Genomic DNA, 21,581 nt, shown 5'->3' on the forward strand with positions numbered 1-21,581 from the left:
CGAGCAGTCGTACAATAGCGGACTTTGAACTCACAACTGAAAAGCGATGCCTAAGCTGGGAAACTATGTCTGAAAAAGTCGTGGTGATTTATTCGGGGGGGATGGACTCCTTTACCTTGTTGCACAAGGCGATTAAGGAAGGAAAACAAGTCTATGCGTTGTCATTTAACTATGGCCAGCGTCACTCAAAAGAGCTTCATTATGCGCAAAAGGTGTGTGATGAGTTAGCGATCCCGCATAAAATTGTTGATATCACCGCGATTAACCAATTGTTGTTAGGGTCATCCTTAACCGATGATATTGAAATTCCTGAAGGCCACTACGAAGAAGAGAGCATGAAATCGACGGTTGTGCCCAACCGAAATATGATCATGCTCTCACTGGCGATTGGTTATGCAGTATCGATTCATGCTGTGGCGGTCTACTATGGCGCTCATGGTGGTGACCATGCCATTTACCCTGACTGTCGCCCGGAGTTTATCGAGAAAATGAATATGGTATCCCAGGTCGCCAACTATGAGCCTGTTGATATTATTGCGCCCTTTTCTCACCAGAATAAAATCGATATCTTGCGCACTGGGCTGGCAATGGGGCTTGATTATGGCAAGACCTGGACCTGCTATAATGGCCGAGACCGGGCGTGTGGAAAGTGCGGTTCGTGCCAGGAACGGCTGGAAGCGTTTGCCAAAAACGGCATGACAGACCCACTCCCATACGAAACGGTCTAATTTAGACCTCCCCGAAGGAAAATCATGCCTGCTACCAATACATATCGCGTTAAAGAGATGTTCTACAGCCTCCAGGGCGAAGGGGCTCAGTCCGGCAGGGCGGCTGTTTTCTGTCGTTTTAGCAAGTGTAATCTGTGGAATGGGCGCGAGCAGGATCGCGCAAAAGCCGTTTGTAATTTCTGTGATACTGACTTTGTCGGTACTGACGGACAAAATGGCGGTACATTTGATTCTCCGCAGTCGTTAGCCGTCGCCATTGATGACATTTGGATGAGTGGGCAGCCGGAAAAACAGTCACATTACAAGGCTAAGCCTTATGTGATATTTACTGGCGGTGAGCCACTGCTGCAGTTAAATGAGCGCTTGATAGACGAGATGCACCAGCTGGGGTTTGAGGTGGGAGTCGAAACCAATGGCACGCTGCCGGCACCAAAAGGCATCGATTGGTTATGTGTGAGCCCGAAGGCAGATGCAGCGGTGGTTATTGACCACTGTGATGAAGTTAAGCTGGTGTACCCTCAACCTTTAGCCCCTCCAGAGAAGTTTACTGATCTTGATGCCCGGTTTTATTTTTTATCGCCAATGGCCGACCCTCTGGTCATTGCCGGTCAAGATGAAAAGAAGGCCACCAATATGAGACTGGCAACAGAGTATTGTCTGGCGCACCCTCAGTGGCGGTTAACCTTGCAGATGCACAAAATTCTGGGCATTGACTGAGTGTTGACCAGGCCTATACGGATTAGGCCTGATCATTCAGATCTGACCAGTTAAAATTGGTCGCTTAAACGGCTTCGGCTGACGCTTTTTTCCGCTTTCGTACCGTCTTCTTCTTACTCTGTACAGCTTTCACTGTGACTGGCACACCATTTAGCACCGATACACCTGATAGCGCATCCACATGTTGATCGTCGGTGATATCATTCAAGCTCACACCGGGTTTTGTCTCGGCAACGGACAATAGCGTGCCCTGCCGGTGATGGCCCCACCCATGAGGAATGCTCACCACGCCTGGCATTATCTCCTCGGATATCTCCACTGGAATATCGATGCTGCCGACGTTGGAGGTAACTTTAGCGAGTCCACCGTCATTCAGCTTTAGCTGTTTCGCATCATTCGGGTGTATGATCAGTGTGCATCTGTTTTTTCCTTTGATAAGCCTGTGGCTGTTGTGCAACCAAGAGTTATTGCTTCGCACATGACGACGGCCAATCAGCAGCAACGGGTGACCCGACGCTATCGAATCAATCGCTTCACGAACCCGGGTTAAGTCGTCGATAAAAAGGTCTGGCGCAAGAGGGATTCGTTGATCTTTGTGGAATATGCGCTCAGGAAAACAGGGCTGAAGAGGGCCGAGATCTATCCCGTGGGGGTAACTGGCCAATGAATTGAGACTCAGCTCTTTTTGCAGTGAGCGGTTAGCAGACCCGTAAGGCCCCATCGCCAGTAATCTTCTCAGAGGATGGTGGGGTTTGAGAAGATCCTGACTGATTTCACTTAAGAATGACCCAATACGGTCTGTTGCCGGGAGCCGGGTGCCGTATGGCCCAAAGCGCAGCAGTATGTCTAGCAGGCCGTCTGCGCCAATGCGGCTTAAAATCTGGTACTTCGCTTCCGCTTCAACACGGCTTCGCAGATCTTTGGCTTCCAGACGACGGGTCAGCTCCATGAATATCTGCCAGTCGTGTCGGGTGTCTGGCTCGGGTTCAAACAGTGCTTCTGAGTATTTGGCCGTGTTGCGCACGCTGATCATGTTAAAGGCAATGTCAAAATGGCTGTGTTCAAGTGGGCCGGTCGGCGGCAGTATCAGGTTAGCATGGCAGGTGGTTTCATTGAGATAAAAATCAATCGATACCATAAAGTCGAGGCTTTCAAACGCTTCTTCCAGTTTTCTCCCGTTGGGGCTTGATATGACGGGGTTGCCCGCGATGGTGATCATTGACCTGATCTGCCCTTCACCAGGCGTGAGTATCTCCTCTGCCATGGTGCTGGCTGGCAATTCACCGGAAAACTCAGGCAGCCCTCTCACTCGGCTTTGATAGCGGTTAAAGTGCCCTTTTTGACCGGCTAGCGCACCCACCTCAATAACATCGGCCGCAGGTTTGGTAAACATCATGCCACCCCGTTGATCGAGGTGCCCAGTGAGAATATTCAGCAGGTATATTAGCCAGGTAGTGACGCCGCCAAAAGCCTGTGTAGACGTGCCCATTCGGCCAAATAACACCGCTCTGGGTGTGGTGGCTAAACGCCTTGCCAGCTCTCTGATTGTTTCCGCTGCGATGCCGGTGTGTTCAGACACGTTTTCCGGCGTGAAATCTTCACAGGCAGATTTGATTAAGTCCTGATCGTCACAGTAACGTTCCAGACGCCCAATATCAACGAGCCCCTCAGCGAACAGTGATTGCAGCATGGCCAGTAAAAGCAGGCAGTCCGTGCCCGGTTTGATAAACAGATGCTCATCGGCAATGTGTGCCGTCTCTGTTTTTCTGGGGTCAATGATCACCACTTTACCATCCCTGTCCTGGATGGCCTTTATTCTTTTTTGAATGCCCGGTGCGGACATCAAACTGCCATTCGACGCCACTGGGTTGCTGCCCAGGCAGATAAACAGGTCGGTGTGGTCAATATCAGGAATTGGGAACAGCCCCTGATGACCAAATAAGTGGAGGTTGACCAGCATATGAGGCAGTTGATCATTCGAGGTGGCCGAAAAGCGCTTTTTAGAGCGTAGCGCCTTTAAAAAAGGTAATGCCGTCAGCAGCGTACCATGGTTATGAACAGAGGGGTTGCCAAGGTAAACGCCAACCGAGTCGCGGCCAAACTCGCGCTGCGTTTTCTTGATCTGTTCAGCGCATAAATTAAATGCTTTTTGCCAGCTAATGCGTTTCCAACCGTTTTCAGTTTTCTGCATCGGGTGCTTTAAGCGATCTTTATCAACATGAAGGTCTTTCAGGGCAATGGCTTTGGGGCAGATATGTCCATGGCTCAAGGGGTCTTGTTTGTCACCTTTGATTGAGAGAATTTCACCTTCTTGATGCTTTATCTCAATGCCGCACATTGCTTCGCAAAGGTTGCAGGTACGGTAGTGAGTTTTGATTTCCTTATTTTTATTCATCTTTAAACCCCAAGGCCGGTATATTATTTTAGGCTCACGTACACCTTTGAGTATATGCTCTAGATTCAATAGGTGAAAGCGTATGGTTACTTTTTAAGCGATTGCTTTTGTCTATTGGTTTCGCTTGATACCATTAACGGATAATTGTTCGCCAGCAAGTGCAAGAAATATAAAGGATATAACAACGATGTTGAGTTTGAGAGATATTGTTCGAAGTGGTCATGTGGTTCGCTGGAACAGTGTTAAACATGGCAGGCCGCAGTATCTGGCTGAGCACCACTACATGGTCACGATGATTGCCCGGGCGTTAGCAAGGCGTATATTAAGTGCCGAGTACTATACTGCTGAAAAGCAGATACTTCTGGTGGATTACTGTCTTAATCATGATCTGCCTGAACTGTTAGGGGGCGACTTACCCTCAGTCAGCAAGCGCAAGCTGGAAGCGATGCTGGGAGACAAAGCCGATGTATTTAAGCAGTTTGATTACGAGATTCATCCGCCGCTTCGAAAGCTGGATCAGAAAATGGATAAAACGCCCTTGAAAGACATTGCGAAACTCGCAGACTGGGCCGACGCCATTGTCTATATTCAGCAGGAAGGCCAGGGAAACTACGAAGCCAAAATCGCTCAGCAAGCGGTTAATGCGCTGGTTTCTGCCCTACCTCAATCATTGCTTGAGGAGGCTGAAATTGAGGACAAAATGGAGACCTTTTTTAATCAACCGATCTCCCACACCCATAGCATCGAAATGAAACTTAAACAGGCGTATGCAGATAAAGTGGAGAGCGCCCAAAAGGTGTTTCCGGAATTTCAGTGGCATGAGGCAAACAATGTTTTGGATGCTCTGTTGGGTGGAGAGGATGCGCAGATTAAATTTGAGTATTAGAACGGGCATTGTGCAGAATAGATGCTAATCTATAAGGTATAGAGAGCATACACAATAAATAAGAAGTTGCCCCTGTTTATGATGTTGAGTAGATCTCAGATGCACGTTATTCGCGCTACAGTGCTGGCTATTTTGGGCCTGACCTCCCATATGGCGTATTCGGAAACGGTCATCAAAGTAGGCGGTTACGAATTCCCTCCGTTTGTTAACAGCAAAAATACTGAGCGAAGCCAAGGGGCAACCCTTGATTTGATTGAGTCGTTAAACAAAATTCAAAATGATTACCTGTTCGAGTTCTATCCAACCTCTTCAAAACGCCGCTATATGGATTTTGAAGCAGGTCGATATGACATGATTATGTTCGAGAACATCGACTGGGGTTGGAAAGACTACCCGGTAGAGGCGTCAAAAGTATTTATGACCGGGGGCGAAGTCTATATTGCCTATAATCGCCCAGAGCGTGATCAACATTTTTTTGATGATATTGCCGGTAAACGAATGGTTGGCATACTGGGTTATCATTATGGGTTTGCTGACTTCAACGCCGATGAAGAATATCTCTCTGAACACTTTAATATCCTCCTTTCGACAGATCACTTAAGAAATATCCGGCTGATCTTAATTAACAGACCTGAGCTGGCTGAAGTGGCTGTTGTAACCCGGTCATTTTTAGGCCAGTACCTGAATGAGTTTCCAGAGCATAAAAAGGCATTGTTGGTTTCTGATAAGTTTGATCAGAAATACAGGCACCGAATTTTAGTCAGAGAGAACGCTGAAATCACTGCTGATGAGGTGAACCGCCTTATCACAGAGCTGGAAGCGGATGGAACCATTGATAACTTAAGGCAGCGTTATCGGCTGAAACATATTGATTGACCAAAGGGGTCAACGACGACCCCTTTGGCTTCAGTTCTTCACTAAGTCAGTTCTTCACTAAGATAGTTTTTCGCCAAGATAGTCTATAAGCAGGCGAACTTTAGGTGAAAGGTGCCTGTTATGAGGGTACAACGCCCAAACAGCTTCGTCTGACTCACTATTATCTTCCAGTAACGAAATTAGGCGGCCACTTTTGATGGACGGCAGCACGTAATAGTCAGGCAGTTGAACGATGCCTATACCTTTTAGCGCCGCATCAAGAAGCGCACGTCCACTGTTGCATCTCAGGTTGCCGCTAACCCGGATATTGCGAACATTGCCTTGCTCTTGAAAATGCCAGTAATCAAGGGTTCCTTGAAGGCAGTTATGATGCTCTAGCTCAGATAATGAGTGTGGGGCGCCAAATTTGGCGATATATTCTGGTGACGCACATACGTATTGAATACGCGGGGCTAACTTTTTCGCCATCATGGTGGAGTCATCCAGTTTCCCTAAACGGATGGCCAGGTCGAATCCCCCTTCAATCAGGTTGAGAGTTTGATTGGTGAGGTGAAGTCTTACTTCCAGCTCTGGGTATTTAGAGACGAAGTCATTGACCAATGGCGCGATAGGGTTCTCTCCGTAGGTGACAGGTGCGGTAATGCTTAGCTTTCCTTTTGGGGTACTTTGCAGGTTGGTGATCGCTCGCTCAGCGTCTTCCAGCCCATCAAGCACCTGCCTGCAATGCTGATAGTAAATGCTGCCAGCCTCGGTTACGGATACTTTTCGTGTAGTGCGATAAAAAAGCTTTGTTGCCAGGCGGCCTTCCAAGGCACTGACTTGCCTGCTGACCTGAGCGGTTGATATGCCGAGTTTTTTCGCCGCTGCGGTAAAGCTTTCGGCTTCTGCGACGGCAACAAATTCACTTACGCCTTCCCAATCAAACATCTTGCCTCACGATGCGCGCATACCGCGCTATATTCGGTTTTCACTCGTTATTTGTGGCAGATTGGCACGATGAATTGGGCATCGTAAGCAATATAATTGTTACTGTACAGAAAAAGTTATTTTCAAGTTGATGTAATTATCATTCATATTGAAACAGTTAATATGGCAACCATAGAGAAGTTGTATCGATGCAGCTTCTTACTCGCTTAACTAATGTATAGGGTCAATATGAGTGCACAAACGATCAAATCAAAAGCGGCCGTAGCCTGGGGCGCAGGTCAACCGTTGTCTATGGAAACAATTGATGTCATGCCTCCGCAAAAGGGTGAAGTTCGAGTAAAGTTGATTGCGACTGGTGTTTGTCACACCGATGCTTTCACGCTGTCTGGTGATGATCCGGAAGGAATATTCCCATGCATTCTAGGGCATGAAGGCGGTGGCATTGTGGAGTCTATTGGTGAAGGCGTAACCAGTGTAAACGTTGGCGATCACGTGATTCCGCTTTACACCCCTGAATGCGGTGAGTGTAAGTTCTGTCGATCAGGCAAAACCAATTTGTGCCAGAAGATTCGTGAGACACAAGGTAAAGGCTTGATGCCTGATGGCACTACACGGTTTTCAAAAGATGGTCAGCCTATTTACCACTACATGGGCTGCTCGACATTCTCTGAGTACACGGTTTTACCGGAGATTTCGCTTGCCAAAGTGAACCCTGATGCGCCATTGGAAGAAGTTTGCCTGTTGGGTTGCGGTGTCACGACTGGTATGGGGGCGGTAATGAATACCGCTAAGGTTGAAGCAGGTGCGACCGTGGCTATCTTTGGTTTGGGAGGTATTGGTCTGTCTGCCATCATCGGGGCGACGATGGCGAAAGCGAGCCGTATTATTGCGATCGATATTAATGAAAGTAAATTTGACTTGGCGCGTAAACTGGGGGCGACTGACTGCATCAACCCGCAAAACTATGATAAGCCCATTCAGGAGGTAATTATTGACTTAACGGATGGCGGCGTTGACTACTCGTTTGAATGTATTGGTAACGTCAATGTCATGCGCTCTGCTTTGGAGTGTTGCCATAAAGGTTGGGGAGAGTCGGTTGTTATCGGTGTAGCGGGTGCAGGTCAGGAGATATCTACCAGGCCATTCCAATTGGTAACGGGTCGGGTTTGGCGGGGCTCTGCTTTTGGTGGTGTGAAAGGGCGTTCAGAATTGCCTGACTATGTAGAGCGTTATATGGCTGGTGAGTTTAAATTAGATGATTTTATTACCCATACCATGGCGCTTGAAAAGGTGAATGAAGCGTTTGATCTGATGCATGAGGGGAAAAGCATCCGTACCGTCATTCACTTCGATAAGTAATACTCATCACCGCTCCTGAAACTGATGACAGTGGACGGGGCATTGATTTAATGAGTTTGGAGAGTCTGGTTATGGGTATTGAAAGCCTGAGTTGTAATAAAAGCTTTGGCGGTTGGCACAAACAATATCGCCACTTTTCGTCATCGTTGCGCTGTAATATGAGATTTGCTATCTATCTTCCGCCACAAGCTTCCAGTGGCGAAAAGGTGCCGGTACTGTACTGGTTATCAGGGCTGACCTGCAGTGATGAAAATTTTATGCAGAAAGCAGGTGCTCAGCGTATCGCTGCTGAGTTAGGGGTTGCTATTGTTGCGCCAGATACCAGCCCTCGTGGTGAAGACGTCGCCAATGATGAGGGCTATGATTTGGGTCAGGGAGCAGGGTTTTACGTCAATGCTACCCAGGCACCGTGGAGTCGCCACTATCAGATGTACGATTATGTGGTTGACGAACTGCCTGCATTGATTGAATCGACATTCCCGGCTTCTGGCAAGCGGGCTATTGCCGGACACTCAATGGGTGGCCATGGTGCATTGGTGATTGCGTTGCGAAACCCCGAGCGATACTGTTCTGTCTCGGCCTTTAGCCCAATTAGCAGCCCCTCCAAGTGCCCTTGGGGCCAGAAAGCCTTTACGGCATATTTGGGTAAAGACACCAGCGCTTGGCGACGCTACGACGCCAGCATCCTGGTGCAAGAAGCAATACAAAAAGTGCCTGCGTTGGTGGATCAGGGAGAGGCTGATGACTTTCTGACTGAGCAGTTAAGGCCTGAGGTGCTTGAGGCGGCGGTAAACGCCAATGGTTATCCACTGGAACTACGTCGCCATGATGGGTATGACCATAGCTACTACTTTATCGCCAGTTTTATTGAAGATCACCTGCGTTTCCACGCCTCTCATCTCGCTCGGTGAGTGCTTCCAGTATGGGGATGTTTCCATCCCCGTATTGCCCTACAGGTGCTCTGAGCAGTAATCACAGCCTGATTAGCGTGCGGTCAGGTTAAATGAAGTAACGACTTTACCCTCGCGAGTCTCGCCTGCAAGTGAAGGCTTCAGTGCGAATACCTGACCTTTTGCGACCCCATTCTGTTCAATCAACGCTGTTTTTATACTGCTGATACGCCGCTTTGCCAGTGCGTTAAGTTCCAGATTAGAAACAGGCTCGGTTTTTAGCGCGATATCGTAGAGTGCTTTTTCATAGCTTTGGCTGTCGGTAGCGGTTTGGGTTTGGGTAGACGCTTTGGCGTTATCCAACGCTTGCTGTCCCGCCCGCGCAATCACAAGCTTTTCCAGTTGCTCTATTCGTGACAGGTTATTGCTGATGTTGAGCCTTTTATCGAGTTTAGTTTTCTTAATGACTCCGCCATCAATCTCTTCATCGACGTTGGCCCTGATCTCCAGGATAATTTGTGGCCGTTCTTTGAGCGCATTGGATAGTTTTGCAAGGTTACTGAGCTGCTCGTCTGTGAGACCTGCTTTGCCGGGTTCGAAGGCGACTGACTGCAATGATTCCGGGCTGCCTCCCACAAGACTGCTGATCATTGAGAAGGGGGCTGTAGCAGCTTTGATGATGACGTTAGTAAAGGCATTGAGCACTAATCCGCTGATCTTAAAATCCGGGTCATCCATATTACCTTCGGTTGGCAGGTCTATATCGATAACGCCATTTCGGTCTCTTAAGATCGGTAGTGCTAATTTGAGAGGCAAGTCGACCGACTCTTCACTGCTGACGGTATCACCCAGTTCGAATTGGTCGAGCACTAAGCGGTTCTCTCCTTTTAGCATTCTGTTGGCAATTTTATAGTTAAGGTGGAGGTTTAGTTTGCCCTTATCAATGGCATAACCTGCATAACGCCCTGAGTACGGCGTCATGGTTGATAGTTCAATATTGTCGAACTTAACGTCAAGGTCGGTATACAGATCACCGCTTAACGGGTTAATTTTGCCTTTAATCAGCATTTTTCCGTAGTCCTCAATCGTGCCTTTCACATCCACTGTGGCGCGTTCAAGGTTGTCTGCTGACAGTCCGCTGATTTCTCCACTAATATTTTGAATACTGGTGCCAAATGGCGGCTTAATTGATAGGTCTGCAAAATAGGCGGCTCCATTGTTAAATAAAATACGATCTATTTTAAGTGGTACGGGTTTTTGAGCTTCAGGGTCACTTTCATCCGCCGGCTTTTTCGGAGGTGTGTTCTTTGTACCAGCAACGGCTGTGTTTGTTGCTTTCACGTCGTCAACGGAAGCCACGGCGAGCTGTGCAAGGTTGGTCGAACGGTCTTCGGTTACTACCACCCGCCCATAGGGCTCCTCAAATCGAATATCGGTAATTTCGACGGTAAACGGATTAAAACCTACTTTAATCGGTTCTATGGTCAGGTTCTCCCAGCCTATTAAGCGTTCATTGACTGACTGGTCGGTGGTATTGAACTGGTCAATATTAATCACTCCGGTGAAGCCACCGTTAACGACCTCAGAGCCCTCTGGAATAGCGAGTGCCAGATCGCCAGCCACTGACAGCGCGCCTTTGTCTATCGTCATTCTGACCTGTTCATTAAGGTAGGGTTGAATAACAGACAGGGCCAAACTTTCCAGGTCGATAGCCGCTTTCAGGTTGAGAGGGTTAGGGGTGAGCTGCCCGGTAATTTCACTCTTACCGGAATCCTGAATAAAGTAGGTGAGGTCAAACTCCAGCTTTTTTGTCATATCCTGACTGAGACCTGCCAAGCGACTGTTTATGTTTGATATATCGATCTTGGCAGGCGTTTGTGGTTGCAGATCGGTTAGGCTGACCTGGCTGCCGCTAATTAGCAGTTCCCCAATTGACCATTTGAACTCCGAAGGCTGGCTGGTCTTACCACCTGTTTTAGCTGTTGCAGTCTCAGTGTCTGCCTCAGTAGTCTCGGTATCTGACTTAGCAGACGCTGCATTTGTTTCAGCGCGGTCTGTTTTTGATAAAGGGGCTAACAGTGTCAGTGCACCACGCTTGTCTCGCTCAAGTTTCAGAGACAGGGTATCGATAGCAAGTTGGCTGATGTCCAGCTTCTGTTTAGCTAAATCGAAGTCTAATGGCCCGACAGAGATTTTATTTATATCTAAAAATGAGTCTTCAGATGAGAGAGGGGCAACTTTTAGCTCGTCCAGAGTGATGATTGCATTGCTAACATCCAATTGAGGGCTGCTGCCAGCCATACTAATATCATACTGCCCCTCAATATCGATCAACCCATGGGTGAGAGTATAAGGCACCTGCGCTTGAGCATAGGCCCATAGACGATGCGCTCTGATATCTTCAACTTTGAGAAAGCCACTGGAGTGAAACGGGGCAATACCGATGTTGCCACTCCAGGCAATATGCTGGCCGGTACCAAGTGCGACATCTAATTGATAGGCTCCGTCACCGTTGGTAAATGTCGAGAAGTTGTTCAAAGCAAAGCTAATGGGGGTGAGCTGGTGCTCAATGGGGGTGGATTGAGTGTGGTCGATTACGTCAATCTTGCCCGCATTCACCTTAATGCTGTCAAAAAGTAATTTAGGTGGAGAGGCACTGTTTTGGGCTTCTGTTTCAGGGATCTGCGCTGGACTGTTTTCAGCCAGCGCCTTGTGAAAATTAGTTGTGCCGCTTTCGTCAATGACCAGTTTAAGATAAGGGCCAACTAGCTCCATACTGGAAAATGTTGCCGCCCCCTCAATAATTGAACGGAGTTCAATGTTACTATGGAACCGGTCAAATGATAGTACAGTGCTGTTTTGCTGATCATTTATCGCTAGTTTGCTAATGGTGAGTGTAAGCGCAAAAGGGTTTACTTCGACACTCTCAATGTTGCTTTGCCAACCCAGGTTTTGCTCTATTTGGTCAATGGCCGTATTTTTGATGATGTTAGGTAGAATCAAAAAGCCTATCAGCGCATAAGTGGCAAGCAAGAATATGAGCCAAAACAGACGAGAGCGATACCAATAACGGCTAGTAATTTTTGAGATTGAGTGCACGTTAGTTCCTTGCGTCGATAAACCACGAATCGATGGCGACAAAAAGTGAAGTAATACAAAATAATTCGATCAAAAAGCCTCTATCAACAAGATAGTATATCCCAAAGTTTACGCGACTGAGACAGAATCATCATTAGATGGATTATAGATTAATGCGGGTAACAACTACTAAAACTAACAGAAAGGACGATAGAGTGATTAAGCGCAAAGTTAGTACCAATTATATGGCAGGAGCGGTCTGCTTTTTCACATCGGCAGTTGCCATGGCGGACAAAGTGGATGATTGTATTATTGAAGGTGTTAAAAGTGCCAGTGAAGAGTCATCGTTAGTTGCACTGAAGGAAAACTGCGAACGGTTGAGAGAGCCGGAGGTGGAAGTACCTGAGCGGTTCATTGAGGAAAAAAATACTGAAGATAACCCGTTTGTGATTACCCCGCATCGGCAGAACTATATCCTCGCTTATAGCTATATGGATGACCCAAACCAAGCCCCCTACCAACAGAGTTTTTACCCTGACTTGAATGAGCCGATGAACAATGAAGAGATCAAGCTTCAATTGAGCCTTAAGGTTCCGTTGACGTATTCGAAGTTATTTGTTGAAAATGATGCGATCTACTTTGGCTTCACCTTGAAGTCATTTTGGCAGTTCTATAATAGTGATCTATCGGCGCCTTTTAGAGAGACTAATTACCGGCCGGAAATCTACTATGAAGCGTCATTTCCATTTCAGCCGTGGAATGGCACACTGATGACACGTGTGGGCATTGAGCACGAGTCAAATGGCCGGTCGCAGTTTTTGAGCCGAAGTTGGAACCGTGTTTTTGTCGGCGTGGGGTTTGCCCAAAATAATTGGGGGGTCTATTTTCAACCCTGGTATCGGATTCCAGAAAACTCGAAAGTGGATGATGGTGATCCAACAACCCCTCCGCCGCCAAAAGGTGATGACAACCCCGATATCAGTGATTATCTGGGACACTATGAGTTGCACGGTGTGTATGACTATAAAGATGTTGAGTTTTCAGGCATGACCCGATACAGCTTTGAAGAAGGTTATGGTGCGATTGAACTAGGCATGAGCTTTCCCCTGTGGGGGCGCCTGAAGGGATATGTCCAGTACTTTAATGGCTATGGTGAAAGCTTAATTGACTATAATCATCACATTGAGCGTATTGGTGTAGGCGTATTATTGACGGATATTCTTTAATCTATTGATAAGTCACTTGTCTGGATTCAAGGTTGGTGCAAGGCATCGAAGTACCAGAGCTGATCGAAAGGAGTTGGCGGTACGGATAGTGACAGTACTAAGACTAAAGGTATGAAAATGGATGGTATTGAAATGCATAGTGCAGAGATTATTGACTTCTGGTTTAACGAAATAACACCTAAAGCGTGGTTTGTTAAAGACCCCTCTTTTGATCAGATGATAATAGATCGTTTTTCGGCGACCCACCAGGCGGCAGCGCAAGGAGAACTTTTTAACTGGCGCAGTAGCGCTGAAGGGTGCCTGGCAGAGATTATCGTTCTTGATCAGTTCTCCCGTAATATGTTCCGGGATCAGCCGCTTGCTTTTGCTTACGACGGTATGGCACTGGCGTTAGCTCAGCGCGCTGTTGAGTTAAAGATGGATGAAGCGCTTAGTCTTGAGCAACGACCGTTTCTCTATATGCCATACATGCATAGTGAATCCCCTGTGATTCATGAAGTTGCCGTGCAACTGTTTGATCAACCGGGGTTGGAAAACAACCTGCACTTTGAACACCGGCATAAAGAAATTATCGACAGATACGGCCGTTACCCTCACCGTAATGATATATTAGGCCGGGTCTCGACCACTGATGAGTTAAACTTTTTGGAGTCGCCAGGTTCGTCGTTTTAGGTTTGGGAAAATAGCAACAAGGTGAATTGCGAAGCAAGAGAGAGCACCCTGGGGTGGGCGGGAATCCATTTGAAACGGAGTCTATAACCCTATGGATCCCCGCGTTCGCGAGGATGACAAGCTTAAGTCAGTATCATTCCCCTCTGCCCCAGATGTTGTTAAGCTGACATCCGCTCGGCTGCGGTGCTTTTTAAGGTAGTTGTCGCTTTGTCGACCTCAAACGCACTATCTATCTCAAACGAACTATCTATCTCAAACGCACTCTGTACTTCAATCAGCTTGTTAAGCTGGTTGATCAGCATGGAGGTGTTTCGTTCGCCAAACACCTCCAGCTCAATATCCAGGCCCTGGCTGTTGGTTTTCATTTCTAGCTGTTTTAGCATAAAACCTCTTACTCTGACCGTTCTTAGCAAGCGCTCCAAAATGGCTGGGGTGTTGGTTACACGGCACTGAATAGTGCTTATTGTTTTTTGAGTTATGCTTTTCTGGTTTGTGGGCTGTTGAGCTGAGCTATTCATGCTGCACTTCCTTCTGGTTGTGTGGCGCTTGTTTCATCAATCATTTCACTGTTGGCTTCTCCCGGTTTAACGATCGGCCAAACATTGTCTTGTGCGTTTATCTTTACATGCAGCAGCATCGGCCCGTCATAGGCAAACAGTGTTTCTATACCGCGGCGCATCTGGTTAGCCTGGCTGATATAGAGTGATGGTATGTCAAAAGCATCAGCCATTTTTTGGAAATCCGGGTTGTCTGAAAGGTCAATTTCACTGTATCGCTCTTGATAAAACAGCTCTTGTTGTTGCCGCACCATACCAAGGCACTGGTTATCAAGAATAATTATTTTTATCGGTAGTTTATGCCGTTTGATGGTGGCTAACTCTTGAGCGTTCATCATAAAAGAGCCATCCCCGCTCACATTGATAATCGTGTGATCAGGCTTGGCAAATTGCGCTCCAATGGCGGCGGGTAAACCAAACCCCATCGTGCCCAGCCCCCCACTGCTTAAATGATGCCTGGGGTGATCAAACTGGTAGTGCTGGGCAACCCACATCTGGTGCTGCCCTACATCACAGCTAATGATACTTTTGCGGTCACTCAGGCGAGACAACATGGCAACGAACGCGGGGCCGTTGATCGCCTCATTGGGCGCTGCGCCGTCACTGTTTGCGGGCAGGCTAAAACCGTTGGTCTGCTTGCTGATATAACACTGCTGCTGCCACGCTTTAATGTTCAGGGGCATTTCCAGTGCTGGCAAAATGTCAGCGAGGCTGCCCAATAATGATAGGTCGCACTCTTTTAGTTTCGATGTTTCGGCTGGGTCACACTCTATTTGGATGATCTTGGCATTGGGGGCAAAGGTATCAATTTTGCCGGTCGCTCGGTCATCGAAACGAGCGCCCGCCGATATAAGAAGGTCGCACTCCTGAACTGCTAAATTAGCAGCCTTGGAGCCGTGCATGCCCAGCATTCCCAAATTATACGGGTACGATCGGCCGCTGTTGCCTAACCCTTTTAGTGTCTCTACACAGGGAATTTGGGTGGCCTCAACAAATGCCCTAAGCGTGCCCTCAGCATTCGCCATCGATACACCACCCCCGGTATAAAGCAGTGGCCTTTTTGCTGCGGCTAATAGCTCTCGCGCTTGCTCGATGTTTTGTCGCCATTGATCGCTGGCTGCCGCCCGAGAATAGGCTGTTTTGTCAATGGTTTGGCTTGGTGAAACTTCATCGCAGCTAACCGGGGCTAATAGAACATCTTTAGGGATATCAATCCACACAGGGCCAGGCCTGCCGTGCTGAGCGAGTTGTATGGCCTCATCCATAATGGCGGGCAGCTCACTGGCTTCGGTGACCAGGTAGCTATGTTTTACAATGCCCAAGGTCATACCCAATATGTCTGTTTCCTGAAAGGCATCTGTGCCAATGAGCCCGGAGGGAACCTGCCCGGTAATGACCAGCATAGGGGTAGAGTCGGCAAACGCATTGGCTACGCCGGTGATAAGGTTAGTTGCTCCCGGCCCTGAGGTCGCAATGCAAACACCAATTTTACCACTGGCACGGGCGTAACCATCAGCAGCCAATGCGCAGCCCTGCTCGTGCCTGCATAGAATATGTTGCAGCAGATAGTGATCGTGCGAGCTCGATGCACCTTTCTTGACGGTGTTGAGCATGTCTTCACGGGCAGTGACCAGAGCATCATACAGGGGCATGATGCAGCCTCCTGGATAGCCGAAAATGGTATCAATTTTATGCTGCTTGAATGCTTCTATGATGCTCTCTGCGCCGTTCATGGTGTTGTCCTTGGTAACCTTTATTTTGTTTGTGTTTGCTTGTTGGCAGTGAAAAATTGTTGCGCCCAGAAACGAAAAAACCCCCGATCCTTTCGGAGCGGGGGTTTTATGCGTATAGATCGATTATCTACTCAGCAACGCAAAAGCCCCCGGAGTGGTACGACGACCACCAGGACGATAACGTTGACGACGAGCAGAATAGTGCGATTCATGGTTCTGTATTTTTACCTGTTTAGTCGTTTGGATGACCGTTGTGCATCCCGACTATGAATAACTGATTGATCTATTATTGATCACAATGCCACAAAGTCTAGCCTTATAGCGTTATGTTTGGCAACCCCTATTGGGTATTTATGTTACTTGACTAGTTGATAAGGTGGATCAATTCGACACGGCCAGCCGCTTCAATACTGCCAGTAGGTATGTCCAAAATTTCTCTACGCTCTCAATATGCACGCGCTCATCCGGCGAGTGAGCGCCTCTGATGGTGGGGCCAAATGAGATCATATCCCACTCCGGGTATTTCTCGCCTAGAAGGCCACACTCTAACCCCGCGTGTATCACCTGAATGATGGCCTCTTTATTGAAGGTCTGTTGATAAACCTGCTGCATGGTTTGCAACAGGGGCGACGATGGTACGGGTTGCCAGCCCGGGTAACCGTTGTCGGTGATAACCTTCGCATCTGTCTCGGCAAAAACTGATTTAATCAGCTCGCAGGTTTTATCTCTGGCTGCATTGTCTGAGCTGCGCACCAAGCACTGCGCTGTGCAGTGTTGCTGATTCAGGTTTACCGTGGCCAGGTTATTGGAAGTTTCGACCACCCCCTCAAACAGGCTGCTCATTTTAATAACCCCGTTAGGGCAGCGATATAACGCCTGTAGCAGTGCCGACTGGCTGTCTTTAGTCAGGCATTGTGAGATTTCCTCGCTGTCGATAGCCTCGATGTCAATATCAACCGTATCATCTGCGGCTCTTAGTTCGTTTCTAAACAGCAGCTTAAGGGCGTTGACCGTGTTTGAAAAATCCTCCTGCTGATGCGCAGGTAGCACCACGGTTATCTCGCTGTTGCGAGGAATAGCATTGCGCAGTGTGCCGCCATCAAAGCCGCAGACCCTTAAAGCCGGGAAGTCATGCCGCGACTCCAGTGCAAGACGTGTTGCCAGCTTAACGGCATTGCCGCGACCTCTATGAATATCAATACCGGAGTGTCCGCCTTTCAGCCCTTTGATTGACAGTTGAAGAGCCAGGTAGTTATCGGGAACTGGCTCCCACTCAACAGGAACAGAGATATTGACGTCTATTCCCCCGGCACAACCCACATAGAGCTCGCCCTCTTCTTCTGTGTCCAAGTTGAGCAATATATGGCTGTTAAGCACCCCGGCTTCCAGGTTCGCTGCACCGGTCATACCAGCTTCTTCGTCAATCGTCAGCAGGGCTTCCAGCGGGCCGTGCTCAATATCATCGGTGAGCATCACCGCTAGAATTGCGGCGACACCGATACCGTTATCGGCACCCAGCGTGGTTCCTTTCGCGGTAACCCATTCTCCGTCAATATAGGTTTCTATGGGGTCAGTGAAGAAGTTATGGCTACTGCTGTCTGTTTTTTGCGGCACCATGTCGAGATGACTTTGCATCACTACCGGGGTGGCAGCCTCATTTCCCTGTGAGGCCGGCTTGCGAATAATGACGTTACCTGCTGCATCGGTAAACGCTTCAAGGCCTTTGTTTTCAGCCAGGTCGAGTATATGAGCGACCAGTTGTTGCTCATGTTTTGAGGGGCGTGGAATCTCACACAGTTGATTAAAATACTGCCATAGGGTGGAGGGCTGGAGCTGTGTGATATCCATAAAAGAGTAACCTGTAATGACGCAGAGGGGTTAGCAAGTGTGTGTTTTCAAATCGTTCAGACACCATAAAGAAAACAGGCAGACTTGAAAAGACTCTGCGGCATAAGTACATCAGCAATCTTGTAAGTACATATTCTATCTTGAACAATGTGCTTAACTGTTATCCACCCTGAAGCCTACTTTCATGACGACCTGAAAGTGAGCCACACTACCGTTTTCGACATGGCCCCGAGTTTCAAGAACCTCAAACCAGTCAATATTATGTAGCGACTTGGAACACTCGGCGATGGCATTGCGAATTGCATCGTCTGTCCCCTGGGGTGAAGAGCCTACCACTTCGATTATTTTATAGGTGCGATGATCAGACATGACGTTTACCTCTCCTGAGAGAAATACTCCATTTTAGTATAGAACTAAATTAGCCTTTTCTGTTTATAAATTGAACAGTTGTTGATTTGGACAGATCGGGCGCAGGGCACACCCTCTTACTGTTGTTGGGCTATAGAATTGAGCTATAAAGACGCCACTCAAATTCTAACCTGTGGTTTAGATTTTACTTGCATTGGTCGGATTTATAATACTAAACTAAGTTGTAGCTTAGATTGCACGTCAAAATTCTTTACTGGTGGCTAATTTCTAAACTGTGGCTTATATTATGGGTGGATTATGCTAGTCAAAATAAAGAACACTGCTGAACTGGGCGCTTTGACAAAAGCCGTCCGAAAATCCGAAAACATTCGTCAAGATGATGTGGCCGATATGATAGACCGGTCTCACGTCTATATCAGGGACATTGAGAACGGGAAATCCAAACCGAACATCGGCGGAATACTGGACCTATTTGAAGAGCTTGGCATTCAGATTCATCTAGATGTCCCGCTTAGCTCTGACAGAGTAAAGCAGGTACTTTCAACGCTAAATAAAAAGGATAGCAAGAAGTGAAGCGAAGTCTAGGTGTTTGGTTTAACAATGTCCTAGTCGGGCATCTTATCGAAGAGAATAATATTTGGTCATTCCAGTATGACAACAGCTGGGTTGATAGCCAAATAGGATTTGACCTATCCCCTAGTCTGCTCCGTTCTGATAAGTTTATTCTTGACGGGTCAACCACCCGTCCCGTGCAGTGGTTTTTCGACAATTTATTGCCAGAAGAGCAGGCCCGTGACTTGATCGCAAAAGACCAAAAATTTGAATCTAGCGATTCCTTTTCCATGTTAGCTCACTTTGGCTATGAGTCTGCGGGGGCGTTAACGCTCCTTGCTGAAGGCGAAACAGTTGCTGAGCAGGGGGAAATTCCACTCTCAGAGAGTGAACTTAGCGAACGAATAAAAAAGCTTCCAAGAACACCGTTAGCTTCTACTGCTGCGAAGAGAATGTCACTTGCAGGGGCACAGCACAAACTGCCATTGATCTATCGAAACGGCGCTTTGTTTGAACCTACCGGAAATACAGTATCAAGCCACATTTTAAAGCCAGACCATCAAGATACAGATGACTACCCGCATTCCGTTGCTAACGAGTGGTTCGTTATGCAGCTGGCGAAGAGAGTAGGTCTTGATGTGCCAGAAACATATTACAGGCAAGTGCCGGAACCAATCTACCTGATTGAGCGATTTGACCGGGTAGCATCTGAAGAGGGCACCCTGTTGCGTCGACACACAATGGATGGCTGCCAACTACTGTCTATCTACGGTAAAGATAAGTACGCAGGGAGCACAATCGACAACCTGAACAAAATTATTGATCTTTGTCGCACAAAAGCAACGGCAAAGCAGAGGCTCTTCAAATGGATGCTATTTAACACGGTCATCGGTAATGCTGACGCGCACCTGAAGAACTTATCTGTATTTTGTGAGCCGGAAGGAATGACCGTTACACCTCACTACGACCTGCTTTCCACAACAAGTTATGCCGAGATAGGTCAATGGGGGGAGGATGAGTTAAGCTGGCAGCTAGGCGGAGCGACGTACTTCAAAGAGGTTCGGAGTAGTCATTTTATTAATTTTGGTGAGCAAATTAATCTAAAGCGCCCGTTTATTAATAGAACAATAAGCTACCTGCTAAAGAAGATAGAAACCGAGAGCGCTTCACTACTAAAGCAAACCGAAGAAATGACAGGGGATGAAAAAATGTCCCCCGGGGAACTAAGGCACCTCCGCACGATCGTCTTTGGGGTGATTAAGGATATGCTAAATCAGTTGGGCTGATTCGTTCCGTGCTCTAGTGTGGCCGGGTACTTTATTACTTGCCTACACTTATCCCCTCGGTAGCCGCACATTGTGCCATGGGCTTTGTATGAGGCTGCCCCGCGCCCGATTCTATTGAGTATGCATTATGCTCTGACCCGAATTATTCCCGACAATCCTACTACTCTTCTACATATTCCTGGCGGTTTCTATTTTTCAGCTAGACTTAGATTAAGTCACTGCAAACTAATTTATTAATATCAGTAGTAGAGTCAGGAGAGTCGCCTTTATGGGGGTGTCACCAGAGCAACGGGAAATAGATCGAAAGGCGCGAGAGCTGAGGACTCAGGAAGACCGGCTAGCCCGCCGGGTAGAGCAGCAACAAAGGCTGGAAGACAAGCTGGGGCAACAGCAGGAGAAGGTTGCAGAGCGGGAAAAAAGCACACTGGAGAAAGAGCAAGACCTGTCAAAACGTGAGACGCTGGTCACTCAGCAACTTAAACAGCTTCAGACTGACCAAGAGCAGTATAAGGATGAGCGAGCGCAATTTCAGCGAGCGCGCAAACGGCGATTGTCTTTTATGCTGCCAGTGCTATTGCTGGCGGGAGCCGGTGCAGGTTATCTAACCTATGACTATTACGCCAAAAATGACATTTTCTCGCAGCGCTTGAGCCAGGCGAATCAGAACGTTAACAAACTGAGTGATGTGTTGACTGATGCCGAAGACTCAAAGGTTGCGGTGCTTCAAAAACTATCGTTAAAAGAAGATGAGGTGGCCAGAACTCAAAGAGAGCTGGATACGCTAAAAAGTGCGTATGCAGCACTGGAAAAAGAAAAAAGCAGCAGTGACAGCACTCGTACCCAGCTGGAAAGCAGCAAAAAAACGCTGGAAGCCACGGTTGCTGCGCTAACAGAGGAAAAGGCGTCTCTGCTAAAGACGGTTAGCCAGTTAGAAGAAGCCTTAGCGGACAGCACTAATCAGCTGAATGCCAGTACAGATTTGCTGGCAGGCATGACTAAGGAGAATGAGCAGCTTAAGCTGGGTTTAGATGAGAAGAGTGCCGCTCTAACGGATCTCAAGAGGCAGGAAGAGTCGCTGATCGTCGAGCTGGAAGAGAAGTCAGGTGTATTGATTGCGTCAAAACAGGCCATTGATGAACGCGATAAAATTATTGCAGCAAAAGTGAAGCGCCAGTCGGAGCTTGAACTACAGCTGGCGACGCTGCAAGAGCAGCATCAACTGTTGAACAAAAGCCGTGATGAGCTGGCCAACAAACTAAGTGAAATAAATCAATCTTCAGAGGTTCTTAGGTCGCAATTAACAGCCGGAAAGCAAGCTGCAACCAGCAAAGACCAGGCGCTTGAGGCAAAATTGAAGGAGATAGCGTCGCTAGAAGCACAAGTACAGGCAGAAAAAGACCAGCGGGCTGTGCTTGAGGCTAAGCTTAAAGTGTTGCAATCTAAAGTTGAGAAAACGACAGCGGCTGCGCCATAGCGGGTAAA

The 21,581-nt window shown here is 47.8% G+C and carries 18 protein-coding genes; 11 read left to right on the forward strand and 7 right to left on the reverse strand.

The window, feature by feature from the left end; genetic code table 11:
- Positions 1-65: 65 nt before the first annotated feature.
- Together queC and queE are read left to right on the forward strand one after the other, a co-directional pair.
- Positions 66-728, forward strand: a complete 663-nt coding sequence (gene queC, locus MY523_RS18410; protein WP_250656137.1) for a 7-cyano-7-deazaguanine synthase QueC — start codon at positions 66-68, stop codon at positions 726-728.
- A gap of 24 nt (positions 729-752) precedes the next feature.
- A complete protein-coding gene (gene queE / locus MY523_RS18415; RefSeq protein WP_250656138.1) occupies positions 753-1,445 on the forward strand; it encodes a 7-carboxy-7-deazaguanine synthase in 693 nt (230 codons plus the stop codon).
- A 64-nt stretch (positions 1,446-1,509) separates the two neighbouring features.
- Here queE and MY523_RS18420 read toward each other — a convergent pair whose 3' ends face one another.
- A complete protein-coding gene (locus MY523_RS18420; protein ID WP_250656139.1) occupies positions 1,510-3,840 on the reverse strand; it encodes a molybdopterin oxidoreductase family protein in 2,331 nt (776 codons plus the stop codon).
- A gap of 187 nt (positions 3,841-4,027) precedes the next feature.
- Between MY523_RS18420 and MY523_RS18425 the strand changes: the two genes are divergently transcribed.
- Positions 4,028-4,726 carry a YfbR-like 5'-deoxynucleotidase gene (locus MY523_RS18425; RefSeq protein WP_250656140.1) on the forward strand — a complete coding sequence of 233 codons (699 nt, stop codon included), beginning with the start codon at positions 4,028-4,030 and terminating at the stop codon, positions 4,724-4,726.
- Positions 4,727-4,825: 99 nt separating this feature from the next.
- A complete protein-coding gene (locus MY523_RS18430; protein WP_250656141.1) occupies positions 4,826-5,602 on the forward strand; it encodes a substrate-binding periplasmic protein in 777 nt (258 codons plus the stop codon).
- Between the two features lie 57 nt (positions 5,603-5,659).
- On the opposite strand, the gene MY523_RS18435 is transcribed toward MY523_RS18430, so the two are convergent.
- Complete coding sequence (locus tag MY523_RS18435; RefSeq protein WP_250656142.1) at positions 5,660-6,529, reverse strand: LysR family transcriptional regulator; 870 nt, start codon at positions 6,527-6,529, stop codon at positions 5,660-5,662.
- A 228-nt stretch (positions 6,530-6,757) separates the two neighbouring features.
- Between MY523_RS18435 and MY523_RS18440 the strand changes: the two genes are divergently transcribed.
- Together MY523_RS18440 and fghA are read left to right on the forward strand one after the other, a co-directional pair.
- Complete coding sequence (locus MY523_RS18440; protein ID WP_250656143.1) at positions 6,758-7,888, forward strand: S-(hydroxymethyl)glutathione dehydrogenase/class III alcohol dehydrogenase; 1,131 nt, start codon at positions 6,758-6,760, stop codon at positions 7,886-7,888.
- Positions 7,889-7,959: 71 nt separating this feature from the next.
- Positions 7,960-8,799: an S-formylglutathione hydrolase gene (gene fghA, locus MY523_RS18445; RefSeq protein ID WP_275975304.1), complete on the forward strand. Its 840-nt coding sequence runs from the start codon at positions 7,960-7,962 to the stop codon at positions 8,797-8,799.
- 72 nt (positions 8,800-8,871) lie between these two features.
- Here the strand turns inward: fghA and MY523_RS18450 are convergent, their stop codons facing one another.
- The gene (locus tag MY523_RS18450; protein ID WP_250656144.1) at positions 8,872-11,877 is read right to left on the reverse strand and encodes a DUF748 domain-containing protein; all 3,006 of its coding nucleotides are present in this window, start codon (positions 11,875-11,877) and stop codon (positions 8,872-8,874) included.
- Between the two features lie 194 nt (positions 11,878-12,071).
- On the opposite strand from MY523_RS18450, the gene MY523_RS18455 reads away from it, so the two are divergent.
- Positions 12,072-13,082, forward strand: a complete 1,011-nt coding sequence (locus MY523_RS18455; protein ID WP_250656145.1) for a phospholipase A — start codon at positions 12,072-12,074, stop codon at positions 13,080-13,082.
- A gap of 117 nt (positions 13,083-13,199) precedes the next feature.
- Entirely contained in the window at positions 13,200-13,754 is a 555-nt protein-coding gene (locus tag MY523_RS18460) for a DUF924 family protein (RefSeq protein WP_250656146.1), read from the forward strand.
- Positions 13,755-13,912: 158 nt separating this feature from the next.
- On the opposite strand, the gene MY523_RS18465 is transcribed toward MY523_RS18460, so the two are convergent.
- From MY523_RS18465 to MY523_RS18480, 4 genes are all read right to left on the reverse strand, one after another.
- Positions 13,913-14,272, reverse strand: a complete 360-nt coding sequence (locus tag MY523_RS18465) for an ACT domain-containing protein (RefSeq protein ID WP_250656147.1) — start codon at positions 14,270-14,272, stop codon at positions 13,913-13,915.
- Positions 14,269-16,044: an acetolactate synthase 2 catalytic subunit gene (gene ilvG, locus MY523_RS18470; protein ID WP_250656148.1), complete on the reverse strand. Its 1,776-nt coding sequence runs from the start codon at positions 16,042-16,044 to the stop codon at positions 14,269-14,271. The genes MY523_RS18465 and ilvG overlap by 4 nt, the downstream gene beginning before the upstream one ends.
- 381 nt (positions 16,045-16,425) lie before the next feature.
- Positions 16,426-17,892: an aminoacyl-histidine dipeptidase gene (locus MY523_RS18475; protein WP_250656149.1), complete on the reverse strand. Its 1,467-nt coding sequence runs from the start codon at positions 17,890-17,892 to the stop codon at positions 16,426-16,428.
- Between the two features lie 153 nt (positions 17,893-18,045).
- Positions 18,046-18,261: a dodecin gene (locus MY523_RS18480; protein WP_250656150.1), complete on the reverse strand. Its 216-nt coding sequence runs from the start codon at positions 18,259-18,261 to the stop codon at positions 18,046-18,048.
- Between the two features lie 297 nt (positions 18,262-18,558).
- Between MY523_RS18480 and MY523_RS18485 the strand changes: the two genes are divergently transcribed.
- The 3 genes from MY523_RS18485 to MY523_RS18495 all read left to right on the forward strand — a co-directional run bounded on the left by MY523_RS18485 (position 18,559) and on the right by MY523_RS18495 (position 21,573).
- Complete coding sequence (locus MY523_RS18485; protein ID WP_250656151.1) at positions 18,559-18,834, forward strand: helix-turn-helix domain-containing protein; 276 nt, start codon at positions 18,559-18,561, stop codon at positions 18,832-18,834.
- Positions 18,831-20,099: a HipA domain-containing protein gene (locus MY523_RS18490; RefSeq protein WP_250656152.1), complete on the forward strand. Its 1,269-nt coding sequence runs from the start codon at positions 18,831-18,833 to the stop codon at positions 20,097-20,099. The genes MY523_RS18485 and MY523_RS18490 overlap by 4 nt, the downstream gene beginning before the upstream one ends.
- Before the next feature lie 268 nt (positions 20,100-20,367).
- Complete coding sequence (locus MY523_RS18495) at positions 20,368-21,573, forward strand: coiled-coil domain-containing protein (protein ID WP_250656153.1); 1,206 nt, start codon at positions 20,368-20,370, stop codon at positions 21,571-21,573.
- Positions 21,574-21,581 lie beyond the last annotated feature (8 nt).

Origin of the sequence: Alkalimarinus coralli, assembly GCF_023650515.1 — a bacterium.
GTDB lineage: Bacteria > Pseudomonadota > Gammaproteobacteria > Pseudomonadales > Oleiphilaceae > Alkalimarinus > Alkalimarinus coralli.

Coding starts and splice junctions, on each gene's coding strand:
- MY523_RS18440 (WP_250656143.1), top strand. CDS start 6,758: ATGAGTGCACAAACGATCAAATCAAAAGCGGCCGTAGCCTGGGGCGCA.
- MY523_RS18425 (WP_250656140.1), top strand. CDS start 4,028: ATGTTGAGTTTGAGAGATATTGTTCGAAGTGGTCATGTGGTTCGCTGG.
- MY523_RS18460 (WP_250656146.1), top strand. CDS start 13,200: ATGGATGGTATTGAAATGCATAGTGCAGAGATTATTGACTTCTGGTTT.
- MY523_RS18495 (WP_250656153.1), top strand. CDS start 20,368: ATGGGGGTGTCACCAGAGCAACGGGAAATAGATCGAAAGGCGCGAGAG.
- MY523_RS18420 (WP_250656139.1), bottom strand. CDS start 3,840: ATGAATAAAAATAAGGAAATCAAAACTCACTACCGTACCTGCAACCTT.
- ilvG (WP_250656148.1), bottom strand. CDS start 16,044: ATGAACGGCGCAGAGAGCATCATAGAAGCATTCAAGCAGCATAAAATT.
- fghA (WP_275975304.1), top strand. CDS start 7,960: ATGGGTATTGAAAGCCTGAGTTGTAATAAAAGCTTTGGCGGTTGGCAC.
- MY523_RS18475 (WP_250656149.1), bottom strand. CDS start 17,892: ATGGATATCACACAGCTCCAGCCCTCCACCCTATGGCAGTATTTTAAT.
- queC (WP_250656137.1), top strand. CDS start 66: ATGTCTGAAAAAGTCGTGGTGATTTATTCGGGGGGGATGGACTCCTTT.
- MY523_RS18480 (WP_250656150.1), bottom strand. CDS start 18,261: ATGTCTGATCATCGCACCTATAAAATAATCGAAGTGGTAGGCTCTTCA.
- MY523_RS18485 (WP_250656151.1), top strand. CDS start 18,559: ATGCTAGTCAAAATAAAGAACACTGCTGAACTGGGCGCTTTGACAAAA.
- MY523_RS18435 (WP_250656142.1), bottom strand. CDS start 6,529: ATGTTTGATTGGGAAGGCGTAAGTGAATTTGTTGCCGTCGCAGAAGCC.
- MY523_RS18465 (WP_250656147.1), bottom strand. CDS start 14,272: ATGAATAGCTCAGCTCAACAGCCCACAAACCAGAAAAGCATAACTCAA.
- MY523_RS18430 (WP_250656141.1), top strand. CDS start 4,826: ATGCACGTTATTCGCGCTACAGTGCTGGCTATTTTGGGCCTGACCTCC.
- queE (WP_250656138.1), top strand. CDS start 753: ATGCCTGCTACCAATACATATCGCGTTAAAGAGATGTTCTACAGCCTC.